Annotated in this window: 19 protein-coding genes and 1 tRNA gene; 13 read left to right on the top strand and 7 right to left on the bottom strand. The window is 25.5% G+C overall.

Translation table 11 applies throughout. From position 1 onward, the window contains the following. Positions 1 to 43 precede the first annotated feature (43 nt). From nusB to DM815_RS00955, 4 genes are read left to right on the top strand one after another with little or no spacing between them, the layout of a single operon-like run. Positions 44 to 982, top strand: coding sequence for a transcription antitermination factor NusB (gene nusB / locus DM815_RS00970; protein WP_110508675.1), 939 nt, complete (start codon positions 44 to 46; stop codon positions 980 to 982). Positions 983 to 1,040: 58 nt separating this feature from the next. Next, entirely contained in the window at positions 1,041 to 1,388 is a 348-nt protein-coding gene (gene yajC, locus DM815_RS00965) for a preprotein translocase subunit YajC (protein ID WP_110508673.1), read from the top strand. Continuing rightward, complete coding sequence (gene coaE / locus DM815_RS00960; protein ID WP_110508671.1) at positions 1,385 to 1,999, top strand: dephospho-CoA kinase; 615 nt, start codon at positions 1,385 to 1,387, stop codon at positions 1,997 to 1,999. Before yajC ends, coaE begins: the two co-directional genes overlap by 4 nt. Continuing rightward, complete coding sequence (locus DM815_RS00955) at positions 1,983 to 2,087, top strand: 30S ribosomal protein THX (RefSeq protein WP_110508669.1); 105 nt, start codon at positions 1,983 to 1,985, stop codon at positions 2,085 to 2,087. Before coaE ends, DM815_RS00955 begins: the two co-directional genes overlap by 17 nt. Positions 2,088 to 2,093: 6 nt before the next feature. Here DM815_RS00955 and DM815_RS00950 read toward each other — a convergent pair whose 3' ends face one another. Then, positions 2,094 to 2,783, bottom strand: a complete 690-nt coding sequence (locus DM815_RS00950; RefSeq protein ID WP_110508667.1) for a zinc metallopeptidase — start codon at positions 2,781 to 2,783, stop codon at positions 2,094 to 2,096. 98 nt (positions 2,784 to 2,881) lie between these two features. Here DM815_RS00950 and DM815_RS00945 point away from each other — a divergent pair, with 98 nt between their 5' ends. Beyond that, positions 2,882 to 4,171, top strand: coding sequence for an NAD(P)/FAD-dependent oxidoreductase (locus tag DM815_RS00945; RefSeq protein WP_110508665.1), 1,290 nt, complete (start codon positions 2,882 to 2,884; stop codon positions 4,169 to 4,171). Here the strand turns inward: DM815_RS00945 and DM815_RS00940 are convergent. Together DM815_RS00940 and DM815_RS00935 are read right to left on the bottom strand one after the other, a co-directional pair. Next, positions 4,168 to 5,250: a chorismate-binding protein gene (locus tag DM815_RS00940; RefSeq protein ID WP_110508663.1), complete on the bottom strand. Its 1,083-nt coding sequence runs from the start codon at positions 5,248 to 5,250 to the stop codon at positions 4,168 to 4,170. The genes DM815_RS00945 and DM815_RS00940 overlap by 4 nt on opposite strands. Then, entirely contained in the window at positions 5,222 to 5,614 is a 393-nt protein-coding gene (locus DM815_RS00935) for a PaaI family thioesterase (RefSeq protein ID WP_110508661.1), read from the bottom strand. Before DM815_RS00935 ends, DM815_RS00940 begins: the two co-directional genes overlap by 29 nt. Before the next feature lie 196 nt (positions 5,615 to 5,810). Here DM815_RS00935 and DM815_RS00930 point away from each other — a divergent pair, with 196 nt between their 5' ends. The 7 genes from DM815_RS00930 to miaA all read left to right on the top strand — a co-directional run bounded on the left by DM815_RS00930 (position 5,811) and on the right by miaA (position 13,086). After that, positions 5,811 to 6,353 (top strand): NUDIX domain-containing protein, encoded by a 543-nt coding sequence (locus tag DM815_RS00930; RefSeq protein ID WP_235610021.1) that lies wholly within the window; start codon positions 5,811 to 5,813, stop codon positions 6,351 to 6,353. 11 nt (positions 6,354 to 6,364) lie between these two features. After that, entirely contained in the window at positions 6,365 to 6,775 is a 411-nt protein-coding gene (locus DM815_RS00925) for a 6-pyruvoyl trahydropterin synthase family protein (RefSeq protein ID WP_110508657.1), read from the top strand. After that, the gene (gene gcvT, locus DM815_RS00920; RefSeq protein ID WP_410491980.1) at positions 6,762 to 7,868 is read left to right on the top strand and encodes a glycine cleavage system aminomethyltransferase GcvT; all 1,107 of its coding nucleotides are present in this window, start codon (positions 6,762 to 6,764) and stop codon (positions 7,866 to 7,868) included. Before DM815_RS00925 ends, gcvT begins: the two co-directional genes overlap by 14 nt. 153 nt (positions 7,869 to 8,021) lie before the next feature. Further along, positions 8,022 to 9,311 (top strand): MATE family efflux transporter, encoded by a 1,290-nt coding sequence (locus DM815_RS00915; RefSeq protein ID WP_235610020.1) that lies wholly within the window; start codon positions 8,022 to 8,024, stop codon positions 9,309 to 9,311. Between the two features lie 78 nt (positions 9,312 to 9,389). Beyond that, positions 9,390 to 11,042 (top strand): DEAD/DEAH box helicase, encoded by a 1,653-nt coding sequence (locus tag DM815_RS00910; RefSeq protein WP_110508653.1) that lies wholly within the window; start codon positions 9,390 to 9,392, stop codon positions 11,040 to 11,042. Between the two features lie 26 nt (positions 11,043 to 11,068). After that, positions 11,069 to 12,154 (top strand): chorismate synthase, encoded by a 1,086-nt coding sequence (aroC, locus tag DM815_RS00905; RefSeq protein WP_110508652.1) that lies wholly within the window; start codon positions 11,069 to 11,071, stop codon positions 12,152 to 12,154. Between the two features lie 38 nt (positions 12,155 to 12,192). Further along, a complete protein-coding gene (gene miaA / locus DM815_RS00900) occupies positions 12,193 to 13,086 on the top strand; it encodes a tRNA (adenosine(37)-N6)-dimethylallyltransferase MiaA (RefSeq protein ID WP_410491982.1) in 894 nt (297 codons plus the stop codon). On the opposite strand, the gene DM815_RS00895 is transcribed toward miaA, so the two are convergent. Both DM815_RS00895 and DM815_RS00890 read right to left on the bottom strand, forming a co-directional pair. Next, positions 13,046 to 13,121: transfer RNA gene (locus DM815_RS00895), tRNA-Val, on the bottom strand. The two genes, miaA and DM815_RS00895, sit on opposite strands and share 41 nt — an antisense overlap. A 7-nt stretch (positions 13,122 to 13,128) precedes the next feature. Further along, on the bottom strand, positions 13,129 to 14,394 hold the full coding sequence (locus DM815_RS00890; protein ID WP_110508650.1) for a bifunctional folylpolyglutamate synthase/dihydrofolate synthase: 1,266 nt from the start codon (positions 14,392 to 14,394) through the stop codon (positions 13,129 to 13,131). Between the two features lie 80 nt (positions 14,395 to 14,474). Between DM815_RS00890 and DM815_RS00885 the strand changes: the two genes are divergently transcribed. Next, the gene (locus DM815_RS00885; RefSeq protein ID WP_110508648.1) at positions 14,475 to 16,166 is read left to right on the top strand and encodes a glutamine--tRNA ligase/YqeY domain fusion protein; all 1,692 of its coding nucleotides are present in this window, start codon (positions 14,475 to 14,477) and stop codon (positions 16,164 to 16,166) included. On the opposite strand, the gene rpoC is transcribed toward DM815_RS00885, so the two are convergent. Continuing rightward, positions 16,161 to 20,399: a DNA-directed RNA polymerase subunit beta' gene (gene rpoC, locus DM815_RS00880; RefSeq protein WP_110508646.1), complete on the bottom strand. Its 4,239-nt coding sequence runs from the start codon at positions 20,397 to 20,399 to the stop codon at positions 16,161 to 16,163. The two genes, DM815_RS00885 and rpoC, sit on opposite strands and share 6 nt — an antisense overlap. 62 nt (positions 20,400 to 20,461) lie before the next feature. Next, positions 20,462 to 24,286, bottom strand: a complete 3,825-nt coding sequence (gene rpoB, locus DM815_RS00875; protein ID WP_110508644.1) for a DNA-directed RNA polymerase subunit beta — start codon at positions 24,284 to 24,286, stop codon at positions 20,462 to 20,464. Between the last annotated feature and the right edge of the window lie 21 nt (positions 24,287 to 24,307).

Raw genomic sequence — 24,307 nt, 5'->3', positions numbered from 1 at the left:
TTTATATAATTGCAAACTATGAAAAATTAATACCATACAAAAAATGTTAATTAGGCGATACTTCAGAATAAGAAGTTTGCAATTTTTATATGCCCAACATTTATCTAAAATGAATTTTAAAAAAGTAGAAAAAAACATGCTTAAAAACATAGAAGAACTAGATGATTTGTATGTTTTTCTTCTCTACTTAATATTGAGAATTAGAGATAAAGCTATAAAAAATATAAATGAAATTTCAACTAAAAATAAAATAAGTTCTGTACATAAAATAGCATATAATTCTGTAATTAAAATATTATCCAATAATAAATACTTATTAAAGTATAAATATTCAAAAAATTATGAAAAAAAAATATGGATAAAACAGGATGAATCTATTCTTTTTTTCTTAATAAAAGAAATGAAAAAATCACAAGTTTTTAAAAACTCTATCCAAAAATTTAGTTCCTCCTTCGAGGAGGAAAAAGACTTTATTATAAAATACTACAAAAATAATATAATTCCTAATAAAAAATTAATAGATTACATCGAAGATAGATATGTCATAAATGGATCAGAAAATCTATATATAGCACATATAATGGTCTGTAAAACATTAAAATATATAAAATTGTCTACACCACAAAATTTTAAATTATACAACGTTTATAAAAATAATGAAAACAAAAAATTTATTATTGATTTATATAGAAATACAATTTTTCATAAAAATGAATTTAATAAACTAATTGAATATATATCCAAAAATTGGACTATAAAAAGAATAGCTACTATAGATTTAATTATATTACAAATGGCTATTTGTGAATTTTTATACTTTCCAAGTATTCCACCAAAAGCAACTATAAATGAATACATAGAAATTACAAAAATATTTTGTATGGAAAAAAGTAAAATTTTTATTAATGGTATTTTAGATAAAGTATTCAAATTACTATGCAAACAAAATAAAATATTTAAAGATGGAAAAGGATTAATATAATTATTTTTTATTCATTTTACTCATTTTATTTACTATATTCAAAAAAATATTCAACTTTATGTTTCCCATACTACAACAAAATCCTATAACAAGCACTATTTGGATGTTTGCATTAATATTTATTGTATTTTACTTCTTTATGATACGTCCTCAATTACGAAAACAAAAAATAGAAAAAAAATTTCAGGAAAATTTAAAAAAGGGAATTTATATAGTAACAAATTCTGGTTTACATGGTAGAATCATAGACATTTCAAATCATTTCTGTATATTAGAAACTATTACAGGAAAAATAAAATTTGAAAAAAACGCCATATCTAAAGAATTAACCCAATTACGTTATGAAAATTTTTCTAATAATAAAAAAAAAGAAATAGAATTGAAAAAAAACACTGAAAAAAAATGAGATCATTTTTGATAGGAATTACCGGAAATATGGGATCTGGAAAAAGTTCATTTACCTCTTTTTTTAAAAAAAATGGGATTCCTGTATATTCATCAGATAAAAGAGGTAAGATTTTAATGAATAAAAAAAAAATATTAAAAAATAATATTATAAAATTTTTTGGAAAAAAATCATATGAAGAAAATAAAGTCAATACAAAATTATTATCTAGAATAGTATTTAAAAATCCTACTTCCTTAAAATTATTATGTTCTATTGTTCATCCCTGGATATTCTTAGATTTTAAAAATTGGATTTTTTCAAAAAAATCTTTTTATTCTATAAAAGAATCCGCACTTTTATTTGAAAGTGGATCTTATAAGGATTGTGATTTAATTATCACTATTATTTCTCCTATAGAAAAAATGATTGAACGAATAATAAAAAGAGATCATTTAAGTGAGAGAGAAATTATGAATCGTATTAAATTTCAAATTTCTGATAGGGAAAAAATAAAAAATTCCAATATAATTATTGAAAATTCTCAAGATATTTCTTTTCTAAAAAAGAAAACAAAAGAAATCCATAATAAAATTATTCAAAAAATTTTCAAAAATGGGAAAAGGAGATAAAAAAACTAGAAAAGGAAAAATAAGAAATAAAACATATGGAAATCTTCGTAGAAATCCAAGAAATTCTAAAAAGAAGAAAAAAAAATAATCAAAATTATTCATTTTTTTTGTTAAAAATGGATAAAAAATACATCAATTGAGCTAAACTCCCTAAAGCTGAAACAACATAAGTCATTGCCGCCCATTTTAAAGAATCTTTTGCATGTTCATATTCCTGAAAGGTTACCATATTCTTATTTTTTAACCAAGTTAAAGCTCTTTTACTAGCATCAAATTCTATTGGAAGAGTAATAAAAGAAAAAAAAACAGCTATAGAAAATAAACCTATACCTAACTTAAGAATAAAAGAATTTTTTCCTTCTGAACTATAAAATATTGTAAGTCCAGCCATAATAGCTAGATTTGTAAATCTAGAGCTAAAATTCAAAATAGGAATTAATCCATTTCGTAGTTTCAATAAATTATAACCCCATTTGTGTTGTAAAACATGACCACATTCATGAGCAGCAATAGCAGCAGAAGCTGCTGAATTTTCATAATAAACTTTTTCACTTAAATTAACTGTTTTATTTAATGGATTATAATGATCTGTTAATTCTCCCTCTATAGATATAACATTTACATCATAAATCCCATTATCTGTTAACATTTTTTCTGCTATTTCTTTTCCACTCATATGATTATGTAAATATAATTCAGAATAAATCCTAAATTTATTTTTTAGAATCCTACTTACCATAATACTAAAAAAAAACGTTATTCCTACAATAAAATAATAAATCATAAAAATTATAATATAATCTTTGTTAACAAAATTATTAATTTATCAATTAAAATGAAAATATAATTTTTATAATAAATTTATATGTCAAATTTTTGATTATGAATATCCCAATAAAAAATAATCTAAAAAGAGTCGTAATAATTGGAGCTGGATTTGCCGGTTTACAAGTTGCTAAGAAATTAAGAAGAGACAAATTTCAAGTTGTACTTATTGATAAAAACAATTATCATACTTTTCAACCTTTATTATATCAAGTAGCAACTGCAGGATTAGAACCAGATTCTATTGCACATGCTATTAGAATAATCATAAAAAAAACAAAAAACTTTTTTTTCAGACTAGCTAACGTTCATTATATTAATGCAAAGGAACAAAAAATATATACGAATGTAGGAATTTTATCTTATGATTATTTAATTGTGGCTACAGGATCTGTAACTAATTATTTTGGAAATAAAAATATAGAATTTTTTTCATTACCTATGAAATCTATTCCAGAAGCATTAAATCTAAGAAGTCTTATATTACAAGATTTTGAATATGCATTACTTACCAAAAATTATAAAGAAAGAGAAAGACTTATGACTTTTGTTATTGTTGGAGGAGGACCTACTGGAGTAGAACTAGCTGGAGCTTTAGCAGAAATGAAAAAATATATACTACCTTATGATTATCCAGATTTAAATATTCAACGTATGAATATTTATTTATTACAAGCTTCCCCTAGATTATTAGATGGAATGTCTGAAAAATCTGCAAAACAAGCTTTTAAAAATTTAAAAGAATTAGGGGTAAATATTTGGTTAGACTGTTTAGTAAAAGATTACGATGGTAAAATCGTTTTTATAGATAAAGACAAAAAAATAGAATCTGCTAATGTTATATGGGCTGCAGGAGTAAAAGGAGCTATAATTAAAGGATTTATAAAAGAAGATCTGATGAATGGACAAAGAATTCTAGTAGATAATTATCTTAAAACATTAAGATATCAAAATATTTTTGCGATCGGGGATATAGCTTGTATGATTAAAAATAAATATTATCCAAATGGTCATCCTATGACGGCACAACCTGCTATTCAACAAGGTAATTTTCTTGCTGAAAATTTTAATTATTTTTTATTGGATAAAAAAATAGGAAAACCTTTTAGATATAAAAATCTAGGGACCATGGCTACCATTGGTAGAAATAAAGCCGTATGTGATTTTCCCTATTTTAGATTAAAAGGGTTTTTAGCATGGATTATTTGGATGTTTGTTCATTTAATTGGTTTAGTTGGATTTAGAAATAGAGTAATAGCTTTAACAAATTGGATTATTCAATATTTTCATTATAATAAGAGTGTACGAATAATTATAAAACCATTTCATAGGAGAAAAAAAAATTAATTAAAAATAAATTTAGAAAGAATATTTTTTATTTTATTTTCTGTTTCTAAATATTCTTTATCCACATCACTATGTATAGTTATTCCACTTCCTGCATATAAATTGATTTCTTTTTTATCCATTCTTATTCTTGCACACCTTAGGTTAAGGTATAATTCCATATTTATTTTATTAACAGGACCAAAATATCCTGTATAAAAATTTCGATTATATTCTTCATTTTTTTGAATAAAATCCAAAGATTTTTTTTTAGGGAAACCACATATAGAAGGAGTTGGATACATATTTTTTAATATTTCGTAATAATTTGGTTTCTTAAAAAAAGTAAAACTAATGGGAGTTTCTAAATGCTGTATAACTCCTAAATTTCTAGTTTTTGTTTTACCTATAGAAAGAATTCCTGAATAATATGTTTGTAAAAAATTAGTAATATATTCTATTACAATTTTATGTTCTTCTATTTCTTTTTTTGTCCATTTATTTTTTTCTTCTAAACCGAAAATAGTACCAGCTAATGCTATGGTTATCAATTTTTTATCGTTACATTTTATTAATAATTCTGGAGAAGCTCCAATCCAAAACCCATAATCGGAATCATACCATAAACTAATGAAAGAGTTAGGACAAGAAAAAATTAATTTTTGAAAAGTTTTTTTAAAATAAAAATTATGAAATGGGATTTTTATTAATCTAGATAAAACTACTTTTTTAAAGTAGTTATTTTTTATAAATCTAATAGCCTTTTCAATCAAATTTTTATATTTATATGAATAAATTAGAGGATAGGAATTTATATCACCAAAAATAGGAGAAGAATTTATTAATTTTTGAGAGTAAAAAAAATCTTTTATATCTACAGAATAGATTTCATTAGTATAAATTTTTATAATGGTTCTATGGTTGAAACTTCCAATTAAAAAAAAATTTTCTTCTATTTTAATTTTCCTATTATTATTACTAGAATAAAGATAAATTTTGTTTTCATAAGGTTTTTTAAATAAAAAAAAACTCTCATTTTTCCAATATTTTTTTATTATTTTCTTGTATAAACTAATGATGCTTATTTCTATAAATTTCATATTTTTTTTTAGGAATTATTATATTAGTCATTTTACAAAAACTAATAATATCTTTATGTTCATTATAGATATTTATTTTTAAAAAATGAATGGTTTTCCCTTTATGAACAATCTTTGCTTTCGCAAAAAGAATTCCATTTTTAACATTCTTTATATGATTTGCAGAAATTTCTATGTTAAAAACATTTGAATTATCTTTATTCACGTTTATTACAGATAAAGCACTTCCAACACTTTCCGCTAAAGCAATTGTAGCCCCACCATGAAGAAAACCCATGGGTTGAAGTAATTTTTTATTTACTGACATTTTTGCTATTAAAGTATTTATTCCTATACGAATATATTTTATTTTCAAAGTATACATTAAAGTATTTTTTCTTAAATTATTCAATTCATTTAATAATTTTTTTTTTTCATCTTTTAAATATTTTTAAATTTCTATAATTAAGAATAAATACAATTTTTATCAAGTAGAATTGATCAATTTTTTTTCATAAAAAAATTTAATTTATACCAAAATAGTGGTATTATACATTATAAATTCAAAAAAATAAATCATGATGAAAAAAAAAGATATGTTTATTCCTCTAATAGGTAAAAAAAATAAAATTATTGGTTTTGAAAAAAAAGAAAAAATTCATATAAGAGGATTATTACACAGTGCGGTATCCGTATTTATATTTAAAAATGATACAAAAAATAATAATAAATTATTAATGTTACAAAAAAGATCTTCAGAAAAATATCATTCTTCACTACTTTGGACTAATACATGTTGTAGTCATCCTAAAAAGGATGAGTCTATTTTAACAGCAGCACATAGATGTTTAATAGAAGAAATGGGGTTTGATTGTTTTTTAGAAAAAAGATTTTGTTTCACTTACCATGAATTATTAAATAATGGATTAATAGAAAATGAATTAGACCATGTTTTTGTAGGATATTATTCTCATCCACCCGTAATTAATTCTAGAGAAGTAGATAAATGGAAATGGATTACACTAAAAGAATTGATCAAAGATATTCATTTTTATCCCAATTCTTACACTATATGGTTTAAAATTATTATTAATAAATATTTAAACAAATTAAATTTCGAATAAATAATTATATTATGAAAGCAACTATAAGTAGAAAAGGACATTTTAGTGCAGCACATAGGCTTTATAATGTTCATTGGGATCATAATAAAAATATTGAAGAATTTGGAAAATGTGCATATGTCAATTATCATGGACATAATTATAAATATATTGTTAGTATTACAGGAGAAATAAATCCAAAAACTGGATTTGTTTTTAGTATACAAAAATTAAAAAATCTTATTCGTGAAGAAATAGATGTTCTTTTTGATCATAAAAATATTAATGTAGATATTGAAAAATTTTATGATGTTAATCCTACAACGGAAAATATTGTTGTTTTTCTTTGGAATCAAATAAAAAAAAAAATATCTTCTAATTTAGATTTAAAAATAACTTTGTACGAAACTGAAAACAATTTTGCAGAATATGATGGATCTTAATGTATTAAAAAAAACTATATTATATAATAATCATATAAAATTAGGAGCTAAAATGATTCCTTATTCTGGATTCTCCATGCCTCTTCAGTATATTTCTTCATTAATAGAACATATGGCAGTAAGAGAATCCGCAGGGATATTTGATGTTAGTCATATGGGAAAATTTATTTTAAAAGGAAAAGATTCCCATAATTTTCTTCAATATCTAACAATAAATAATCTATCTAATATAAAATCTGGACAAGCTCAATATACTTGTTTCGTTAATTCTTTAGGAGGTATTATCGATGATTTAGTTATTTATAAAATTTCAGAAAAAAAATTTTTACTCATAGTTAATGCAATAAATATTGATAAAAATAAAAAATGGATAAATGATCATATAAAGGATAAAAATTTAAAATTTTCAGATATATCTCAAAAATATTCTTTTTTATCTATACAAGGACCAAAATCTATATCCTATATTCAAAAATTAACGAATATTTCGTTATCTAAAATTCCTTTTTATCATTTTGAAATAGGAAAATTTTCGGATATAGATAAAATTTTGATATCCAGTACAGGATATACTGGATCTAAAGGAGTAGAAATTTTTATTCATAATAAATATGCAGAATATATATGGAATAATATCCTAAAGATAGGTGCTCCATCATCTAAAATAATGCCTTGTGGAATAGCAAGTAGAAATTCATTGAGAATGGAAATGGGTTACCGTTTATATGGTCAGGATATTTCTGAAGAAATTACTCCTATAGAAGCTGGATTATGTTGGATTACAAAATTTAATAAAAAATTTATAGCAAAAGACATACTGCAAAAACAAAAAACAGAAGGTCCATACAAAAAATTTTTTTCTTTTGTTATAGAAGAAAAAGGCAAAATACCTAGACAAGGATATTTATTGAAAAATAAAGAAAATTCTATTATTGGAAAAGTAACTTCTGGTTGTTTTTCTCCAGTTTTAAAAAAAGGAATAGGATTAGGTTTTATTACAGAAAAAAAATTAGATAAAAAATCTGTTTTTATTTCAATAAGAGAAAAAAAAATTCCTATTAATATTGTAAAATGCCCATTTATAAAAATTTAGAATATTTTTTTCTTTATTTATAAACAATTTATTATTCAAATAATAAAAAAATATAAAACATATTTACAGCATTTTAAGAAAAATCTTTTATTAGCGATCCCGGTATCTTTTACACAATTAGGAGTTATAAGCGTTGGAATATCTGATAATATAATGGTTGGTCTTTTAGGTAAAAAAGCTTTGGCTTCAGTTTCATTAGCTAACTCTGTATTTCTTGTACTCGTTATTTTTGGATTTGGAATATCTACGGCTATATCTCCTTTAATAGCATCAGTAGATGCAAAAAATGAGTATAAAAAAGGAGCTGTTATTTTCTATCATGGATTGATTCTCAATTTTTTTTTATCAATACTCATGTATATTTTTATACATATTTTCTTCTATATTCTTCCATATTTAGGACAACCTAAAGAAATTTTAAATGATGCAATATCGTTCTTAAGAATTACAGCTTTTTCTTTGATCCCATGGATGATTTTCGAAGTTTTTAGAAAATTTTCAGAAGGATTATCTTTAGTTTTTCCAAGTCTAATCATTACTTGGATCTCTGCTTTTATTAATATTTTTCTTAATTATTCGTTCATTAATGGATTCTACGGAATACCAAGATTAGGAATTTCTGGAGTAGCTTATGCTACTTTAATTTCCAGAATTACCATGTTAATAGGTATTTATTTTTTATTATATAAATACAAAAAAGTTCGTAATTATTATAATCATTTTAAATATTTTTTTTTTAAAAAAAAATATTTGAAAAAAATTCTAAAAATAGGTATTCCTTCCGGATTGCATATGTTATTTGAAATGAGTGCTTTTTCTATCTCTTCTTTTATATCCGGAAAATGTGGAATAAAAGAATTAGCTGCACATCAAATAGTACTTAATCTTGTCTCCTCTACTTTTCTTCTTAGTACAGGATTTTCTGTATCAGCAACAATTAGAATAGGAAATCAGTTAGCATTAAAAAATTATTCTGAATTAAGAAAAGTAGGATGGTCGGTTATAATTATGGGAATAATATTTATGTTAATATGTAGTCTTATATTTTTCTTTTTTCGAAGTTATATTCCTTATTTATATATAAAAAACGATTATGAAGTAGTTTATATAGCAGAAAAAATGATTATAATTGCTAGTATTTTTCAAATATCTGATGGAATACAAGGAATAATCATTGGAGCATTAAGAGGAATACAAGATGTTAATGTTCCTATGTGTATAAGTTTTTTTTCTTATTGGATTATCGCATTACCTATAGCATGGTTATTTTCCATATATTTTAAAATGGGTGGAAAAGGTGTATGGATTGGATTATGCATAGGGATTACTTTATCATCTATGCTTTTGATAATAAGATATGAAACTATAACTAAAAGACTTATAAAAGAAAAAGGAAAATATAAAACTTCTAATCTTCTTTTGAAGAATAAATTTATTAAGTAATCATTAACGATTAAATATCTATATTTGTGATATAAAAAATAATAATAATGTCTTTATTTTTATTAATTTATTTCGTTTATGAAAACCTTTAAAGAATACAATTTTTTAAACGATAAAATTATTCAAGCTATAGAAGCTATTGGATTTAAATCTCCTACTCCTATACAAAAAAAAGTAATTCCATTTTTATTAGAATCAGAAAAAGATATAATAGCATTAGCTCAAACAGGTACTGGAAAAACAGCGGCTTTTGGATTACCTATTATACAAAAAATAAATTTAGAAATTCGTAACCCACAAGCATTAATACTATGCCCTACAAGAGAGCTTTGTATTCAAATTACACGTGATCTCTTTCGTTTTTCAAAATATATTTCACTAATAAAAATTATTTCATTATATGGTGGAGTGAGCATAGATAATCAAATAAAATCTCTTAAAAAAAGCAATCATATAATTGTAGGAACACCAGGTAGAATTATTGATTTAATTCGAAGAAATAAATTGTATTTATCTAATATTAAATATTTAGTACTCGATGAAGCGGATGAAATGCTAAATATGGGATTTAAAGAAGAATTAGATTCCATTATTTCAAAATTACCAAAAAAAAGACAAAGTCTCCTATTTTCAGCGACAATGTCTAAATATATGAATGTTATAGCACATTCTTATTTAATAGAACCTAAAGAAATTATTACAGGAAAACGAAATATTTCTTCTGATGATGTAAAACATATTTACTACATAGTAAGTAATTCAAATAAATATTTAGCATTAAAACGTATCGTAGATATTCATCCAGAAATTTATGGAATTATATTTTGTAGAACTAGAAAAGAGACTAAAGAAATAGCAGAATCCTTAATACAAGATGGTTATAATGCAGATTCTATTTATGGAGATTTATCACAAGCACAACGTGAGTCTGTTATGAATAGATTCAGAAAAAAAAATTTACAATTGCTTGTAGCAACAGATGTTGCTGCTAGAGGAATAGATGTAAATGATATTACTCATGTTATAAACTATAATCTCCCTGATGAAAGTGAAATTTATGTTCACAGAAGTGGTCGAACGGGTAGAGCTGGAAATACAGGTATTTCTGTTTGTATTATTCATTCTAAAGAGACTAAAAATTTACGAGAATTTGAAAAAAAGATTGAAAAAACTTTTGAACGAACTATGATTCCTTCTGGAAAAGAAATATGCGAGAAACAACTAATCTATTTTATAGAAAAGGTAAAAAATGTAATAGTTGATGAACAATCAATGATTCCATTTTTTCCGGAAATACAAAAAAAATTAGAATCATTCGATAAAGAAGAATTAATCAAACGTTTTTCTTGGATAGAATTTAATCGTTTTATTTCTTCTTATAAAAATTCTAAAGACATTAATATTATTCCTTCCTCTAAATCTAATTCTTCCTTTTTCTATACAAAAAAATTCAAGAAAGGATCTTTTTTTAAATCCAAAAAATTCAAAAAAGAATCTTTTTCTAAACTTTTTTTAAATATAGGATCCAAAGATAATTTAACAAAATTAAGATTAATTAACTTAATTAATCAAGTAGTTAATAATAATTCACGTGTTAATATTGGCCATATAGAAATTTTATCAAATTTTTCCTTATTTGAGGTAGAAAAACGTTATCAAAATAAAATTCTAACAGGAATGAGTAGAATAAATCATTTTGGAAGACCTCTTTCTATAGAAATAAAAAAATAAAGTTTTTTAAATGATTAAATTAATTTATGGCGGGTAATATTTTTGGAAATTTATTTCGAATTACTACTTTTGGAGAAAGTCATGGAAATTCTTTAGGAGGAATTATTGATGGATGTCCAGCAGGATTAAAATTGAATTTTGAAGATATACAAAAAGAATTAAATCGTAGAAGACCTGGTCAATCATCTATTGTTACTCAAAGAAATGAACCTGATCAAGTAAATTTTCTTTCGGGTATTTTAGATGGAATAACTACAGGAACACCTATTGGTTTTATAATTTATAATAAAGATCATAAATCTGAGGATTATAAACATATAAAAAATCTATATCGACCTTCTCATTCAGATTTTACATATGAAAAAAAGTATGGAATAAGAGATTATAGAGGAGGTGGTAGATCTTCAGCTCGTGAAACAATATGCAGAGTGGTTGCTGGATCTATTGCCAAACAATTAATAAAAGATATTCATATTATATCTTATGTTTCTTCTGTAGGAAATATTGCAATAAATAAATCTTATCAAGATCTTGATTTATCTGAAAAAAATATAGAAAAATCACCTATAAGATGTCCAGATCCATATACTGAAAAAAAAATGTTATCATTAATTCATAAAATCCAAAAAATTGGAGATACTATAGGAGGAACTATAACTTGTGTTATAAAGAATATTCCATTGGGAATTGGGGAACCTATTTTTGATAAATTACATGCTGAATTAGCAAAGGCAATGCTTTCAATTAATGCTGTAAAAGGGTTTGAATATGGTAGTGGTTTTTTTGGTACTCAATTAACTGGATCTCAACATAACGACTTATTTAATGTTGATGGGACTACTAAAACTAATTTATCTGGTGGAATTCAAGGTGGAATATCAAATGGAATGGATATTTATTTTAAAATAGCCTTTAAACCTGTAGCAACAATTATGAAAAAACAAAAAACTATAGATAAATATGGAAATTTTTCAATTATAGAAGGGGAAGGAAGACATGATCCTTGTGTTCTACCTCGTGCAATTCCTATTGTAGAATCCATGACTGCCTTAGTTATAGTAGATTACTGGATGTTTAAAAAATTATCTAAATATTCTGAATTCAAAAATTGAAAAAAAATTTCCTCATTTTTATTTTAGGTCCAACAAGTGTGGGAAAAACATCTGTTTCCATTTTTTTAGCAAAAAAATTGAAAACGGAAATTTTATCTTGTGATTCTAGACAATTTTATAAAGAACTAAAAATAGGTTCTTCTATTCCAACTATAGAAGAACTTCAATTGGTCCCTCATCATTTCATAGGACATTTGACTATTCATCAAATTTATAATGCAAAATATTTTGAGAGAGAATCTCTAGAAAAAATAAAAAAACTATTTCATAAATATTCTATTTTAATCATGGTAGGAGGATCCGGATTATATGAAAAAGCGGTAACAGATGGATTATCTGATATTCCAGATATTGATTTAAACATTAGAAACAATTTAATTTTTAACTTTAAAAAAAAAGGGATCCTTTTTTTACAAAAAAAAGTTCAAAAATATGGAAAAGTCCCAAATTATTTGGATATTAATAATCCAAGACGTTTAATACGATATTTAGAAATATTTCAAACTACAGGGCAACCTCCTACTTTTTTTTTTAAAAAAAAGTATTTAAAAAATTTTACGATTTTAAAAATCGGATTAATTTTATCAAAAGATGAAATTAATTTTCGAATAAATAACAGAGTAGAAAAAATGATCCAAAATGGATTATTAGAAGAAGCAAAAAAATATTATCCTTACAGACATCTAAATAGCCTAAATACTATAGGATATAAAGAAATTTTTAATTTTTTTTCTAAAAAAAAATATTCTATTCAAGAAATTTCAAAGGAAATAAAAAAAAATACCAGAAAATATGCGAAAAGACAATTAACATGGTATAGAAAAGACTCTTCCATCACATGGTTTAACCCAAAAGAAAAAGATAAAATATTCTCTTTTATTTTAAATAAGGTGGGCAATACTGGATTTGAACCAGTGACCCCCTGCTTGTAAAACAGATGCTCTAAACCAAACTGAGCTAATTGCCCCTTTATATTATTTTTCCAAATGTAAGGAAAAATTTACAATTAAAGCTTCAGAAACAATAAAAGTACTTCCACTTATTAAAATCAAATCTTTTTCTTTTGCTTTATATTTAGCGTATAAATAAGCCTTTTTTACAGAAGTAAAAAAATCGATTTTTCTATAGTTTTTAAAATTTTTTTTTACCAATTTTTTTAAATTATAAATAGGAAATTTTCTTTCTATATTTGGTTGACAAAAATAATAAAAAGCTTCATTAGGAAAATATTTTAATAACTTTTCTACTTTTTTTTCTTTTACAAAACCTAATATCAAATGTAAATTCTCGTATAATTCTTTTTTCAATTGTTTTTTTATCATAAATAATCCATCTTCATTATGAGCTATATCACAAATAATTTTTGGTTTATACTGTAAAATATGCCAACGACCTCTAAAATTAGTATTTTTAACGACATTTTTTAATCCATTTTTTATAGATTTATTCGAAATAATAATATTTTTTCTTTTATTCAAAATATCTATAGTTTTTAATACAATAATTTTATTTAAATTTTGATAATTTGCTTCAAATGGAATTTTATATTTAGAATAATCTTTTATATTTTCTGAAAAATATATAGGAGAATTTTTTTTAAATGACTCTTTCAAAAAAAGAAATCGTATATCATTGGATATTTTATTTCCAATTACAACTGATTTATTTTTTTTTATAATACCTGCTTTTTCTAAAGAAATTTTCAATCTATTTTCTCCAAGAAATTCTGTATGATCTTCACTAATATTAGTAATAATGGATATTTCAGGATATATGATATTAGTAGAATCTAAACGCCCCCCCATTCCTACTTCAATTATAGCTATATAAACTTTTTTTTCTTTAAAATATTGAAAAGCCAAAGCGGTATTCATTTCAAAAAAAGACATTTGTTCTTTTTCAATGATTTTTTTATTTTCTTTAATAAAATCTATAATAAAATCTTTCTCTATAAGAAATCCATTATAGCTTATTCTCTCTCTAAAATCTATTAAATGAGGTGAAGTGAACAATCCTATATTATATCTTTCTTCTTGTAAGATAGAAGATAACATATGTACTGTAGATCCTTTTCCATTTGTCCCTCCTACATGAATACTTTTAAAATAATTCTGGGGATTTCCTAAATAAGAACAAAAAGTTTTGATTCTTTGTAAACCTGGTTTATATGATTTTAATCCAATATTTTGATAACTTGGAAGACGATTAAAAATCCATTGAATAGTTTCAGAGTAATTCACTAGTATAGAATTTTATTGATATAACAAAAATATATTTTTTAGAAAAAAAATCATTAAATTTATTGGGTATTTAATTATTTCTGATAATAAAATCACATTTACACTTTATTGAAAAAATAATAGAAGAAGATATAAAAAATGGATTTTCTTCTGAAAAGATAAGATTTAGATTTCCACCGGAACCAAATGGTTATCTTCATATAGGACATGTTAAAGCTATTTACCTAAATTTTGAATTAGGAAAAAAGTACAATGCTCCAGTAAATTTGAGATTTGATGATACAAATCCTATTGGAGAAAAAATAAAATTTACAGATTCTATAAAAAAAGACATAAAATTTTTAGGTTTTAAATGGGATCAAGAATACTATGCTTCAGACTATTTTCAACAACTTTACGAATGGGCTATAGAACTTGTTAAAAATAATAAAGCTTATGTAGATAATCTACCTAAAGCAATTATTCAGTTTCAAAGAAAAAATCCTTTTGAATCTGGAATAAACAGCAATTATAGAAATAGATCTATAAATGAAAATCTATATTTATTTGAAAAAATGAAAAAAGGATTTTTTGAGGAAGGGACATGTGTATTAAGAGCAAAAATAGATATGAGTTCCTCAAATATGAATATGAGAGATCCAATTATGTATAGAATTTTGAAAAAAAAACATCATCGTACCAAACATAAATGGTGTATTTATCCTACTTATGATTGGACACATGGTCTATGTGATTATATTGAACAAATATCACATTCTTTATGTACATTGGAATTTGAAAACAGACGTCCTTTATACAATTGGTATCTGGATCAAGTTTGTGAAAAAAATAAAATAAGACCTAAACAAATAGAATTTTCAAGATTAAATTTAAGCTATTCTATAACTAGTAAAAGAAAAATACAATATTTAATAAATAAAAAAATAATACAATCTTGGGAAGATCCTCGTATTTTTACAATATCTGGATTACGTCATAGAGGTTATACCTCTATAGGTATAAAAAATTTTATTCAAGAGATAGGAATTTCAAAAAGAAATAATATTATTGATACATCTCTTTTAGAATTTAAAATTAGGGAACATTTGAACAAAATATCTCCTAGAGTAATGGTTGTATTAGATCCAATTAAATTAATTATTGATAATTATTCTTCAAATAAAATAGAATGGGTAGATTCAGAAAATAATCCAGAAAATCCAAGATTTGGACATAGAAAAATTCCTTTTTCAAAATATTTATATATTGAAAAAAATGATTTTTTAGAAAAAAAAAGAAAAGAATTTTTCAGACTTTCAATTGGATGTGAAGTAAGACTGAAAAATGCTTACATTATTCAAGCGAATTCTATTATAAAAGATTCTAATGGAAAAATAATAGAAGTACACTGTACTTATGATCCTAAAAGCAAATCTGGAAAAAAAGAAAATATTAAAAAAAAAGGAAAAATAAAAAGTACTCTACATTGGGTTTCTATAAAACATTCTATTCCCATAAATATATATATATATAATTCTCTTTTTTTAATAGAAAAAACAGATAAAAATTTAAACCAATATATAAATCCTAAATCAATAGAAAAAATTATAGGTTATGCAGAACCATCTATTCACAAAGCTAAAAAGGGAGATCATTTTCAATTCCAAAGAATTGGATATTTTTATGTAGGGACAACGAAAAAATACAATAAAAAATTAATTTTTCATAAAACAGTTTCCATGAAAGATCAATGGAAAAAAATAAATGATAAGAATAAAAAAATTGAATTATAAAATTTCTGATAAAGTATTTTCATATTCTTTTAATCCAGTTCCTGCAGGTATTTTATGACCTACAATAACATTTTCTTTTAATCCATATAAATTATCTGTTTTGCTACTTATAGCTGCTTCACTCAAAACTTTTGTAGTTTCCTGAAAAGAAGCTGCAGATATAAAGGATTTAGTTTGTAAAGCTGATCTAGTAATTCCTTGTAATATAGGTCTTCCAGTAGCTGGAATTGCATTTCTAGTTTTTATCAATTTCTTTTTTTTATATTTTAAAACTGCATTCTCATTTCTAAAATCTCTATAACTAATTATATCTCCAGATTTAAAATTTTCAGAATCTCCAGAAGATTCAACAACTCTCATTTGAGAAATTCTATCATTCTCTTCTATAAAATCATCTTTATACTCAATATTACCTTCTAAAAATCTAGTATCTCCTATATCTATAACTTCTACCTTTCGCATCATTTGCAAAACAATAATTTCAAAATGTTTATCATTAATTTTTACACCTTGTAATCTATAAACTTCCTGGATTTCTCTAACTAAATATTCTTGAACTGCTCTAGGTCCTCTTATATTTAAGATATCATTAGGTGTTACAGCACCATCCGATAAAGCCATTCCCGCTTTTACATAATCATTTTCTTGAACGAGAATCTGATTAGAAAGTTTTACGAGATATTTTTTTATATCTCCTGTTTTAGATTCAACAATAATTTCTCTGTTTCCTCTTTTTATTTTTCCATGGATGACTATTCCATCCATTTCTGATACTACAGCTGGATTAGAAGGATTACGAGCCTCAAACAATTCTGATAAACGAGGTAACCCTCCTGTAATATCACCAGATTTAGCAGTTCTTCTAGGAACTTTAACCAAAATTTTTCCTATTTCTATTTTTTCTTCATCTTCTACCATTAAATGAGCACCTACTGGTAAATTATAAACTTTCAATTCTTGGTTATTATTATCAACAATTTTTAATGTTGGTATTAAATTTTTATTTCTTACTTCTGTAATAACTTTTTCTTGAAATCCAGTTTGTTCATCTATCTCTACTTGAAAAGACAATCCCTGTTCTAAATGTTGATAAGATATTTTTCCAGTATATTCTGAAACAATAACTGCATTATACAAATCCCATTTACATATTTTATCTCCTTCTTTTAATCTATCACCATGTTTAACATATAAAGTAGCTCCATAAGGAATATTATGAATCATTAAAATAGAGGATTTATTTTTATTAAAAAGTTTCATTTCTGTAGAACGAGAAACAACTATTCTTATTTTTTTTTCATAATCATTTTTTGTTTCTACAATTTTTAAATCTTCAAATTCTATAATTCCATCATATTTTGCTATTATTTGCGAAGATTCAGCAATATTTCCAGCCGTTCCTCCAACATGAAAAGTTCGAAGAGTTAATTGCGTTCCAGGCTCTCCAATAGATTGAGCAGCAATAACTCCTACCGCATCCCCCTTTTGAACTATTTTTCCTGTAGATAAATTTCTACCATAACATTTAGAACAAATTCCCATTTTAGATTCACAAGTAAGTGGAGAACGAACTTTTACAAATTCAATTCCAGCTTTTTCAATTAAATACGAAATTTTTTCATTAATCATTTCTCCAGAAGAAACTATTAGTTTATTTTTTTTAGGATGATAAATATCATTTAAAGATATTCTTCCCAAAATTCTATTAAATAACGTATCCACTATTTCTTCATTCTTTTTTAAAGAAGATATTTTTAAACCACGCAAGGTTTTACAATCCTCCATTTTTATAATAACATCCTGTGCCGCATCAACTAAACGTCGTGTAAGATATCCAGCATCTGCCGTTTTTAAAGCAGTATCTGCTAATCCTTTACGAGCTCCATGAGTTGATATAAAATATTCTAAAATAGAAAGCCCTTCTCTAAAGTTTGATAAAATTGGATTTTCAATAATTTCTCCACCAGAAGATCCAGCTTTTTGAGGTTTAGCCATTAAACCTCGCATACCAGAAAGTTGACGAATCTGTTCCTTAGATCCTCTAGCACCAGAATCTAACATCATATAAACAGGATTAAATCCCTTTCTATCCTCACGCATACGTTTCATTACTTTTTCTGTAAGCATTGCATTTGTATTAGTCCAAATATCAATAACTTGATTATAACGTTCGTTATTTGTGATTAATCCCATATTATAATTCATTTTTACATTATCAACCTGCTTAATAGCATCATCTACCATATTATTTTTATCTTTCGGAATAATAATATCTCCTAATCCAAAAGAAAGACCTCCTTTAAATGCATTATAAAAACCTAATTCTTTAATATCATCTAAAAATTTAGCAGTAGTAGGGACATCTGTAAAATGTAAAATTTTTCCAATAATTTCTCTTAAAGATTTTTTCGTAAGGGATTCATTAATAAATCCTACTTTTTTAGGAACCACTTGATTAAATAAAACTCGACCTACAGTAGTTTCTATTAACTGATTATACAGAAAATTATCATCTTTTAGAAGATTAACTTTTACCTTAATAAGGGTATGCAATTTCACTATATTATGATAGTAGGCTATTTCTACCTCTTCCGGAGAATAAAAGATAAAAACCTTTTTTTTTATTTTTTTATTTTTTGATGAATATAAAGGTTTAGTCATATAATATAACCCTAATACCATATCTTGAGATGGAACAGTAATAGGAGATCCATTAGCAGGATTTAAAATATTTTGAGATGCTAACATAAGAAGTTTAGCTTCTAAAATTGCTCCAGGAGATAAAGGTAAATGTACGGCCATCTGATCTCCATCAAAATCTGCATTAAAAGCAGCACAAACTAAAGGATGTAATTGTATCGCTTTCCCCTCTATTAATTTAGGTTGAAATGCTTGAATACCTAATCTATGTAAAGTCGGTGCTCTGTTTAACAGGACAGGATGTCCTCTTAATACATTCTCCAAAATATCCCATATCATTGGAACTCTTTTATCAATAATTTTTTTAGAAGATTTTACAGTTTTTACTACCCCTCTTTCAATCAATTTTCGTATAATAAAAGGTTTATATAACTCGGCTGCCATATCTTTAGGTAATCCACATTCATGTAATTTTAAATGAGGTCCTACTACAATAACTGAACGTGCAGAATAATCTACTCTTTTTCCAAGAAGATTTTGTCTAAACCTACCTTGTTTCCCTTTTAAAGAATCGGACAATGATTTCAAAGGACGATTACCTTCAGATTTTACTGCAGAAACTTTTCTTGAATTATCAAAAAGAGAATCTACAGCTTCTTGAAGCATCCTCTTTTCATTTCTTAAAATAACTTCGGGAGCTTTAATTTCCATAAGTCTTTTCAAACGATTATTTCTTATAAGTACACGACGATATAAATCAGTCATATCAGAAGCTGCATAACGCCCTCCATCTAAAGGGACTAAAGGTCGTAATTCAGGTGGAATAACAGATAAAACATGAATAATCATCCAAGAAACATTACCTCCATTTTTTTTACCTTCTCTAAAAGATTCCACTACTTGTAACCGTTTCAAGGCTTCAGTTCTTCTTTGTTTAGAAGTTTCGTTGTGAGCTTGATTTCTTAATTCAAGAGATAAAAGATCTAAGTCTAAACGATTTAAAAGATCTCCTATACATTCTGCCCCCATTTTAGCTATAAATTTATTAAGATCCGTATCTTCTAACAACTGATTTCCTTTTGGGAGTTTATATAAAACATATAAATATTCTTCTTCGGTAAGAAAATCTCCTTTTTGAAAAGTTGATCCATCTGGACGATTAGATAATCCTCCTTGTATTACTACATACCGTTCATAATAAATGATCATTTCAAGTTTCTTAGATGGTAATCCCAATAAATATCCTATTTTATTAGGAGAAGTACGAAAACACCAAATATGAACAACTGGAACAACAAGGCTAATATGACCCATTCGTTCTCTCCTAACTTTTTTTTCAGTAACTTCTACTCCACATCTATCACAAACAATTCCTTTATAACGTATTCTTTTATATTTTCCACAAGCACACTCATAATCTTTTACTGGACCAAAAATACGTTCACAAAAAAGGCCATCTCTCTCTGGTTTATGAGTCCTATAATTAATTGTTTCTGGTTTTAAAACTTCTCCATGAGATTCTTTTAATATAGTTTCTGGAGAAGCTAATCTAATTGTAATTTTATTGAATCTGCTATTTTTTTTTCTATTCATTTTTTAATGTATCATATAGATATATATCTAGAAATATAAGTAAAGGACAATAAAAAAAATTATCACTCTTCTAAATTAATATCCAAACCTAATCCTTTTAGCTCAAAACACAAAACATTAAAAGATTCTGGATTATTTGGCTCTGGAATAGGATCTCCTTTAACTATAGATTCATAAGTTTTAGCTCTTCCTATTACATCATCTGATTTAACAGTTAATATTTCACGTAAAATGTTGGAGGCACCAAATGCTTCTAATGCCCAAACTTCCATTTCTCCAAAACGTTGACCTCCAAACTGTGCTTTTCCACCTAAAGGTTGTTGAGTAATAAGAGAATAAGGTCCTATCGAACGAGCATGCATTTTATCATCTACCATGTGACCTAATTTCAACATATATATAACACCAACTGTAGCAGGTTGATCAAACCTTTCTCCCGTCCCTCCATCAAATAAATAAGTAGTTCCAAAATTTGGAAGGCCCGCTTTTTTTGTATACTCTAATATTTTTTCTATAGTAGCTCCATCAAATATAGGGGTAGAAAATTTAATACCTAATTTATATCCTGCCCAACCTAATACCGTTTCATATATTTGTCCAATATTCATTCTAGAAGGGACTCCTAATGGATTTAAAACAATATCTACCGGACTACCATCTTCTAAAAATGGCATATCTTCTTCACGAAGGATACGTGCTACAACTCCTTTATTTCCATGTCTACCTGCCATTTTATCTCCTACTTTTAATTTTCTTTTTTTTGCAATATAAACTTTAGCCATTTTAATAATTCCAGAAGGTAATTCATCTCCAACAGTAATAGAAAATTTTTTATGTTTCAAAACACTATTCAAATCGTTAAATGATATTTTATAATTATGCAATATTTCTGATATAAGATTGTTAATCTCTACATCAGAAGTCCAATTATATGGAGATATATTTATATAATCAGATATACTATTTAATAGTTTTAGGCTAAACTTAGTTCCTTTTTCTATAAATTCCTGTTTTTTTTCATTAAAAACAATTTTTTGAGAAATTTTCCCATGTAAAATAGTATATAATTTTTTTAAAAACTTATTTTTTAAATCCAAAAATTTTTTATCGTATTCTTTTTCTATACGTTCTATTTGTATTTTATCCTGAGTTCTAGATTTTTTATCTTTTATACTTCTAGTAAATAGTTTTGTATCAATTACAATACCAAATAAAGAAGGCTCGGCTCTTAAAGAAGCATCTTTTACATTTCCTGCTTTATCTCCAAAGATAGCTCTTAATAATTTTTCTTCTGGAGTTGGATCAGATTCTCCTTTTGGAGTTATTTTTCCAATAAGAATATCTCCAGGTTTAACCTCCGCTCCAACACGTATAATTCCATTTTCATCCAGATCTTTAGTAGCTTCTTCACTAACATTAGGAATGTCATTTGTTAATTCTTCCATTCCTAATTTTGTGTCCCGTACATCTAAAGAATATTCATCTATGTGTATTGATGTAAACCAATCCTCACTCACTACTTTTTCTGAAATTAGAACAGCATCTTCAAAATTATAACCATTACAAGGAATGAAAGCCGCTCTCAAATTTCTTCCCAAAGCTAACTCTCCGTTTTCAGTAGCATATCCTTCACAAAGAATTTGCCCTTTTACTATTCTCATTCCTTTTTTAACAATAGGTTTTAAAGTAATACATGTATTTTGATTTGTTTTTCTAAATTTTATCAAATCATAAACTTTAATTTCAGAATCGAAGCTTACCAATTCTTCTCTATCCGTTTTATCATAACGAATAATTATTTTTTTTGCATCAATATATTCTACTATTCCATTTTTTTCTGCATTAATCAAAATTCGAGAATCTATTGCTACTTGTTTTTCTAATCCAGTTCCAACAATAGGGGATTCAGGTTTTAACAATGGAACGGCTTGACGCATCATATTAGATCCCATAAGAGCTCTATTAGCATCATCATGTTCCAAAAAAGGAATTAAAGAAGCTGAAATAGAGGCTATTTGATTAGGGGCTACATCTAGATAATCTACTTGTTTCGATTTTACTATTGGAAAATCTCCATCTTCACGAGCAATAATTCTATCAGATATAAAATTTCCATATTTATCTATAGCATTAGCTTGTGCAATAATTTTACCTTCTTCTTCTTCTGCACTTAAATATTTTATCTTAGATTTTAAATTTACTTTTCCTTTATTAGTAGATCTATAAGGAGTTTCTACAAATCCCATATTATTGATCTTTGCGAAAACAGAAAGAGAAGAAATTAAACCAATATTAGGTCCTTCTGGAGTTTCAATAGGACATAATCTTCCATAATGGGAATAATTAACATCTCTAACCTCAAATCCTGCTCTTTCTCTAGATAATCCACCAGGACCTAAAGCAGATAATCTTCTTTTATGAGTTATTTCAGATAATGGATTTGTTTGATCCATAAATTGGGATAATTGATTAGTTCCAAAAAAAACGTTTATAACGGAAGACAATGTTTTAGAATTGATCAAATCTATCGGCATGAAAACTTCATTATCTCGAACATTCATTCTTTCTCTAATAGTTCTAGACATTCTAGATAAACCAATACTAAACTGAGTATAAAGTTGTTCTCCTACAGTTCTTACACGTCTATTGGATAGATGATCTATATCATCTACTTCTCTTTTAGAGTTGAACAAAGCATTCAAATGTTCAACTATGGCAATAATATCTTCCTTAGTCAAAACTAAATAATTGGGATCTAGATTTAACCCAAGACGTTTATTTAAACGATATCTTCCTACAGGGCCTAAACTGTATCTAGCATCTGAAAAAAAAAGCTTATCTATAACTCCTCTAGCTGTTTCTTCATCAGGCGGTTCTGTATTTCTAAGTTGCCTATATATATATTCTACTGCTTCTTTTTCAGAATTAGTAGGATCTTTTTGCAAAGTATTGTAAATAATAGAATAATCTTTCTTTTTTCCTCCTTCTTTATGCAATAAAATTGTTTTTATTTCGTTTTGAAGGATTAGATCTATATGCTCTTGTTTTATAACAATATCCCTATCTATTAAAATCTCATTTTTTTCTATGGAAACTACTTCACCTGTATCTTCATCGACAAAATCTTCATGCCATATTTTCAATATTCTAGCAGCAAGAGTCCTGTCTAAAATATTCTTGTTATTTTCTATTATTTTAACTTCTTCCGCTAAATTAAATATTTCTAATATATCTTTATCTCTTTCATATCCAATTGCACGAAGTAAGGTCGTCATTGGTAATTTTTTCTTTCTATCAATATATGCATACATAACACTATTTATGTCAGTAGCGAATTCAATCCAAGATCCTTTAAAAGGAATAATTCTCGCAGAATATAATTTAGTCCCATTTGCATGATGAGATTGTCCAAAAAAAACTCCAGGAGAACGATGTAATTGAGATACAATAACACGTTCTGATCCATTGAAAATAAAAGATCCAGAAGGAGTCATATATGGATAAGTACCTAAATAAACATCCTGATATACTGTTTCAAAATCCTCATGTTCAGGATCCGTACAATATAGTTTCAATTTAGCTTTTAAAGGAACACTATAAGTCAATCCTCTTTCAATACATTCTTCTATAGAATATCTAGGAGAATCTATGGAATATCCTTTAAATTCTAAAACAAAGGAATTTCTTGAATCTGAAATTGGAAAATTTTCGGTAAAAGCTTTAAATAACCCTTCGTTTTTCCTATTTTCTGGTTTTGTTTCAAGTTGAAAAAAATCTTTAAATGATTTTATTTGAATATCCAAAAAATCAGGATATTCTACTTGTTTATCCACCGATGCAAAAGTAATTCTTTCTAATTTTTCTGAGATTCTTTCTGTATTCACCAAATTTTACAGTAATTTAAACTT

The sequence above is a fragment of the Blattabacterium sp. (Cryptocercus kyebangensis) genome, from assembly GCF_003226855.1.
Taxonomy (GTDB): Bacteria; Bacteroidota; Bacteroidia; order Flavobacteriales; family Blattabacteriaceae; genus Blattabacterium.
The sequence above is the reverse complement of the archived record's forward strand: the minus strand, read 5'-3'. Positions and strand labels throughout refer to the sequence as shown.

Bases quoted from the DNA above. Each gene is read 5' to 3' on its own strand.
- DM815_RS00930 (WP_235610021.1), top strand. From the start codon at position 5,811: ATGAAAAAAAAAGATATGTTTATTCCTCTAATAGGTAAAAAAAATAAA.
- DM815_RS00925 (WP_110508657.1), top strand. From the start codon at position 6,365: ATGAAAGCAACTATAAGTAGAAAAGGACATTTTAGTGCAGCACATAGG.
- DM815_RS00940 (WP_110508663.1), bottom strand. From the start codon at position 5,250: ATGAAATTTATAGAAATAAGCATCATTAGTTTATACAAGAAAATAATA.
- DM815_RS00915 (WP_235610020.1), top strand. From the start codon at position 8,022: ATGGTTGGTCTTTTAGGTAAAAAAGCTTTGGCTTCAGTTTCATTAGCT.
- aroC (WP_110508652.1), top strand. From the start codon at position 11,069: ATGGCGGGTAATATTTTTGGAAATTTATTTCGAATTACTACTTTTGGA.
- nusB (WP_110508675.1), top strand. From the start codon at position 44: ATGTTAATTAGGCGATACTTCAGAATAAGAAGTTTGCAATTTTTATAT.
- DM815_RS00955 (WP_110508669.1), top strand. From the start codon at position 1,983: ATGGGAAAAGGAGATAAAAAAACTAGAAAAGGAAAAATAAGAAATAAA.
- coaE (WP_110508671.1), top strand. From the start codon at position 1,385: ATGAGATCATTTTTGATAGGAATTACCGGAAATATGGGATCTGGAAAA.
- DM815_RS00935 (WP_110508661.1), bottom strand. From the start codon at position 5,614: ATGTATACTTTGAAAATAAAATATATTCGTATAGGAATAAATACTTTA.
- DM815_RS00910 (WP_110508653.1), top strand. From the start codon at position 9,390: ATGAAAACCTTTAAAGAATACAATTTTTTAAACGATAAAATTATTCAA.
- rpoC (WP_110508646.1), bottom strand. From the start codon at position 20,399: ATGAATAGAAAAAAAAATAGCAGATTCAATAAAATTACAATTAGATTA.
- yajC (WP_110508673.1), top strand. From the start codon at position 1,041: ATGTTTCCCATACTACAACAAAATCCTATAACAAGCACTATTTGGATG.
- gcvT (WP_410491980.1), top strand. From the start codon at position 6,762: ATGATGGATCTTAATGTATTAAAAAAAACTATATTATATAATAATCAT.
- DM815_RS00945 (WP_110508665.1), top strand. From the start codon at position 2,882: ATGAATATCCCAATAAAAAATAATCTAAAAAGAGTCGTAATAATTGGA.
- DM815_RS00950 (WP_110508667.1), bottom strand. From the start codon at position 2,783: ATGATTTATTATTTTATTGTAGGAATAACGTTTTTTTTTAGTATTATG.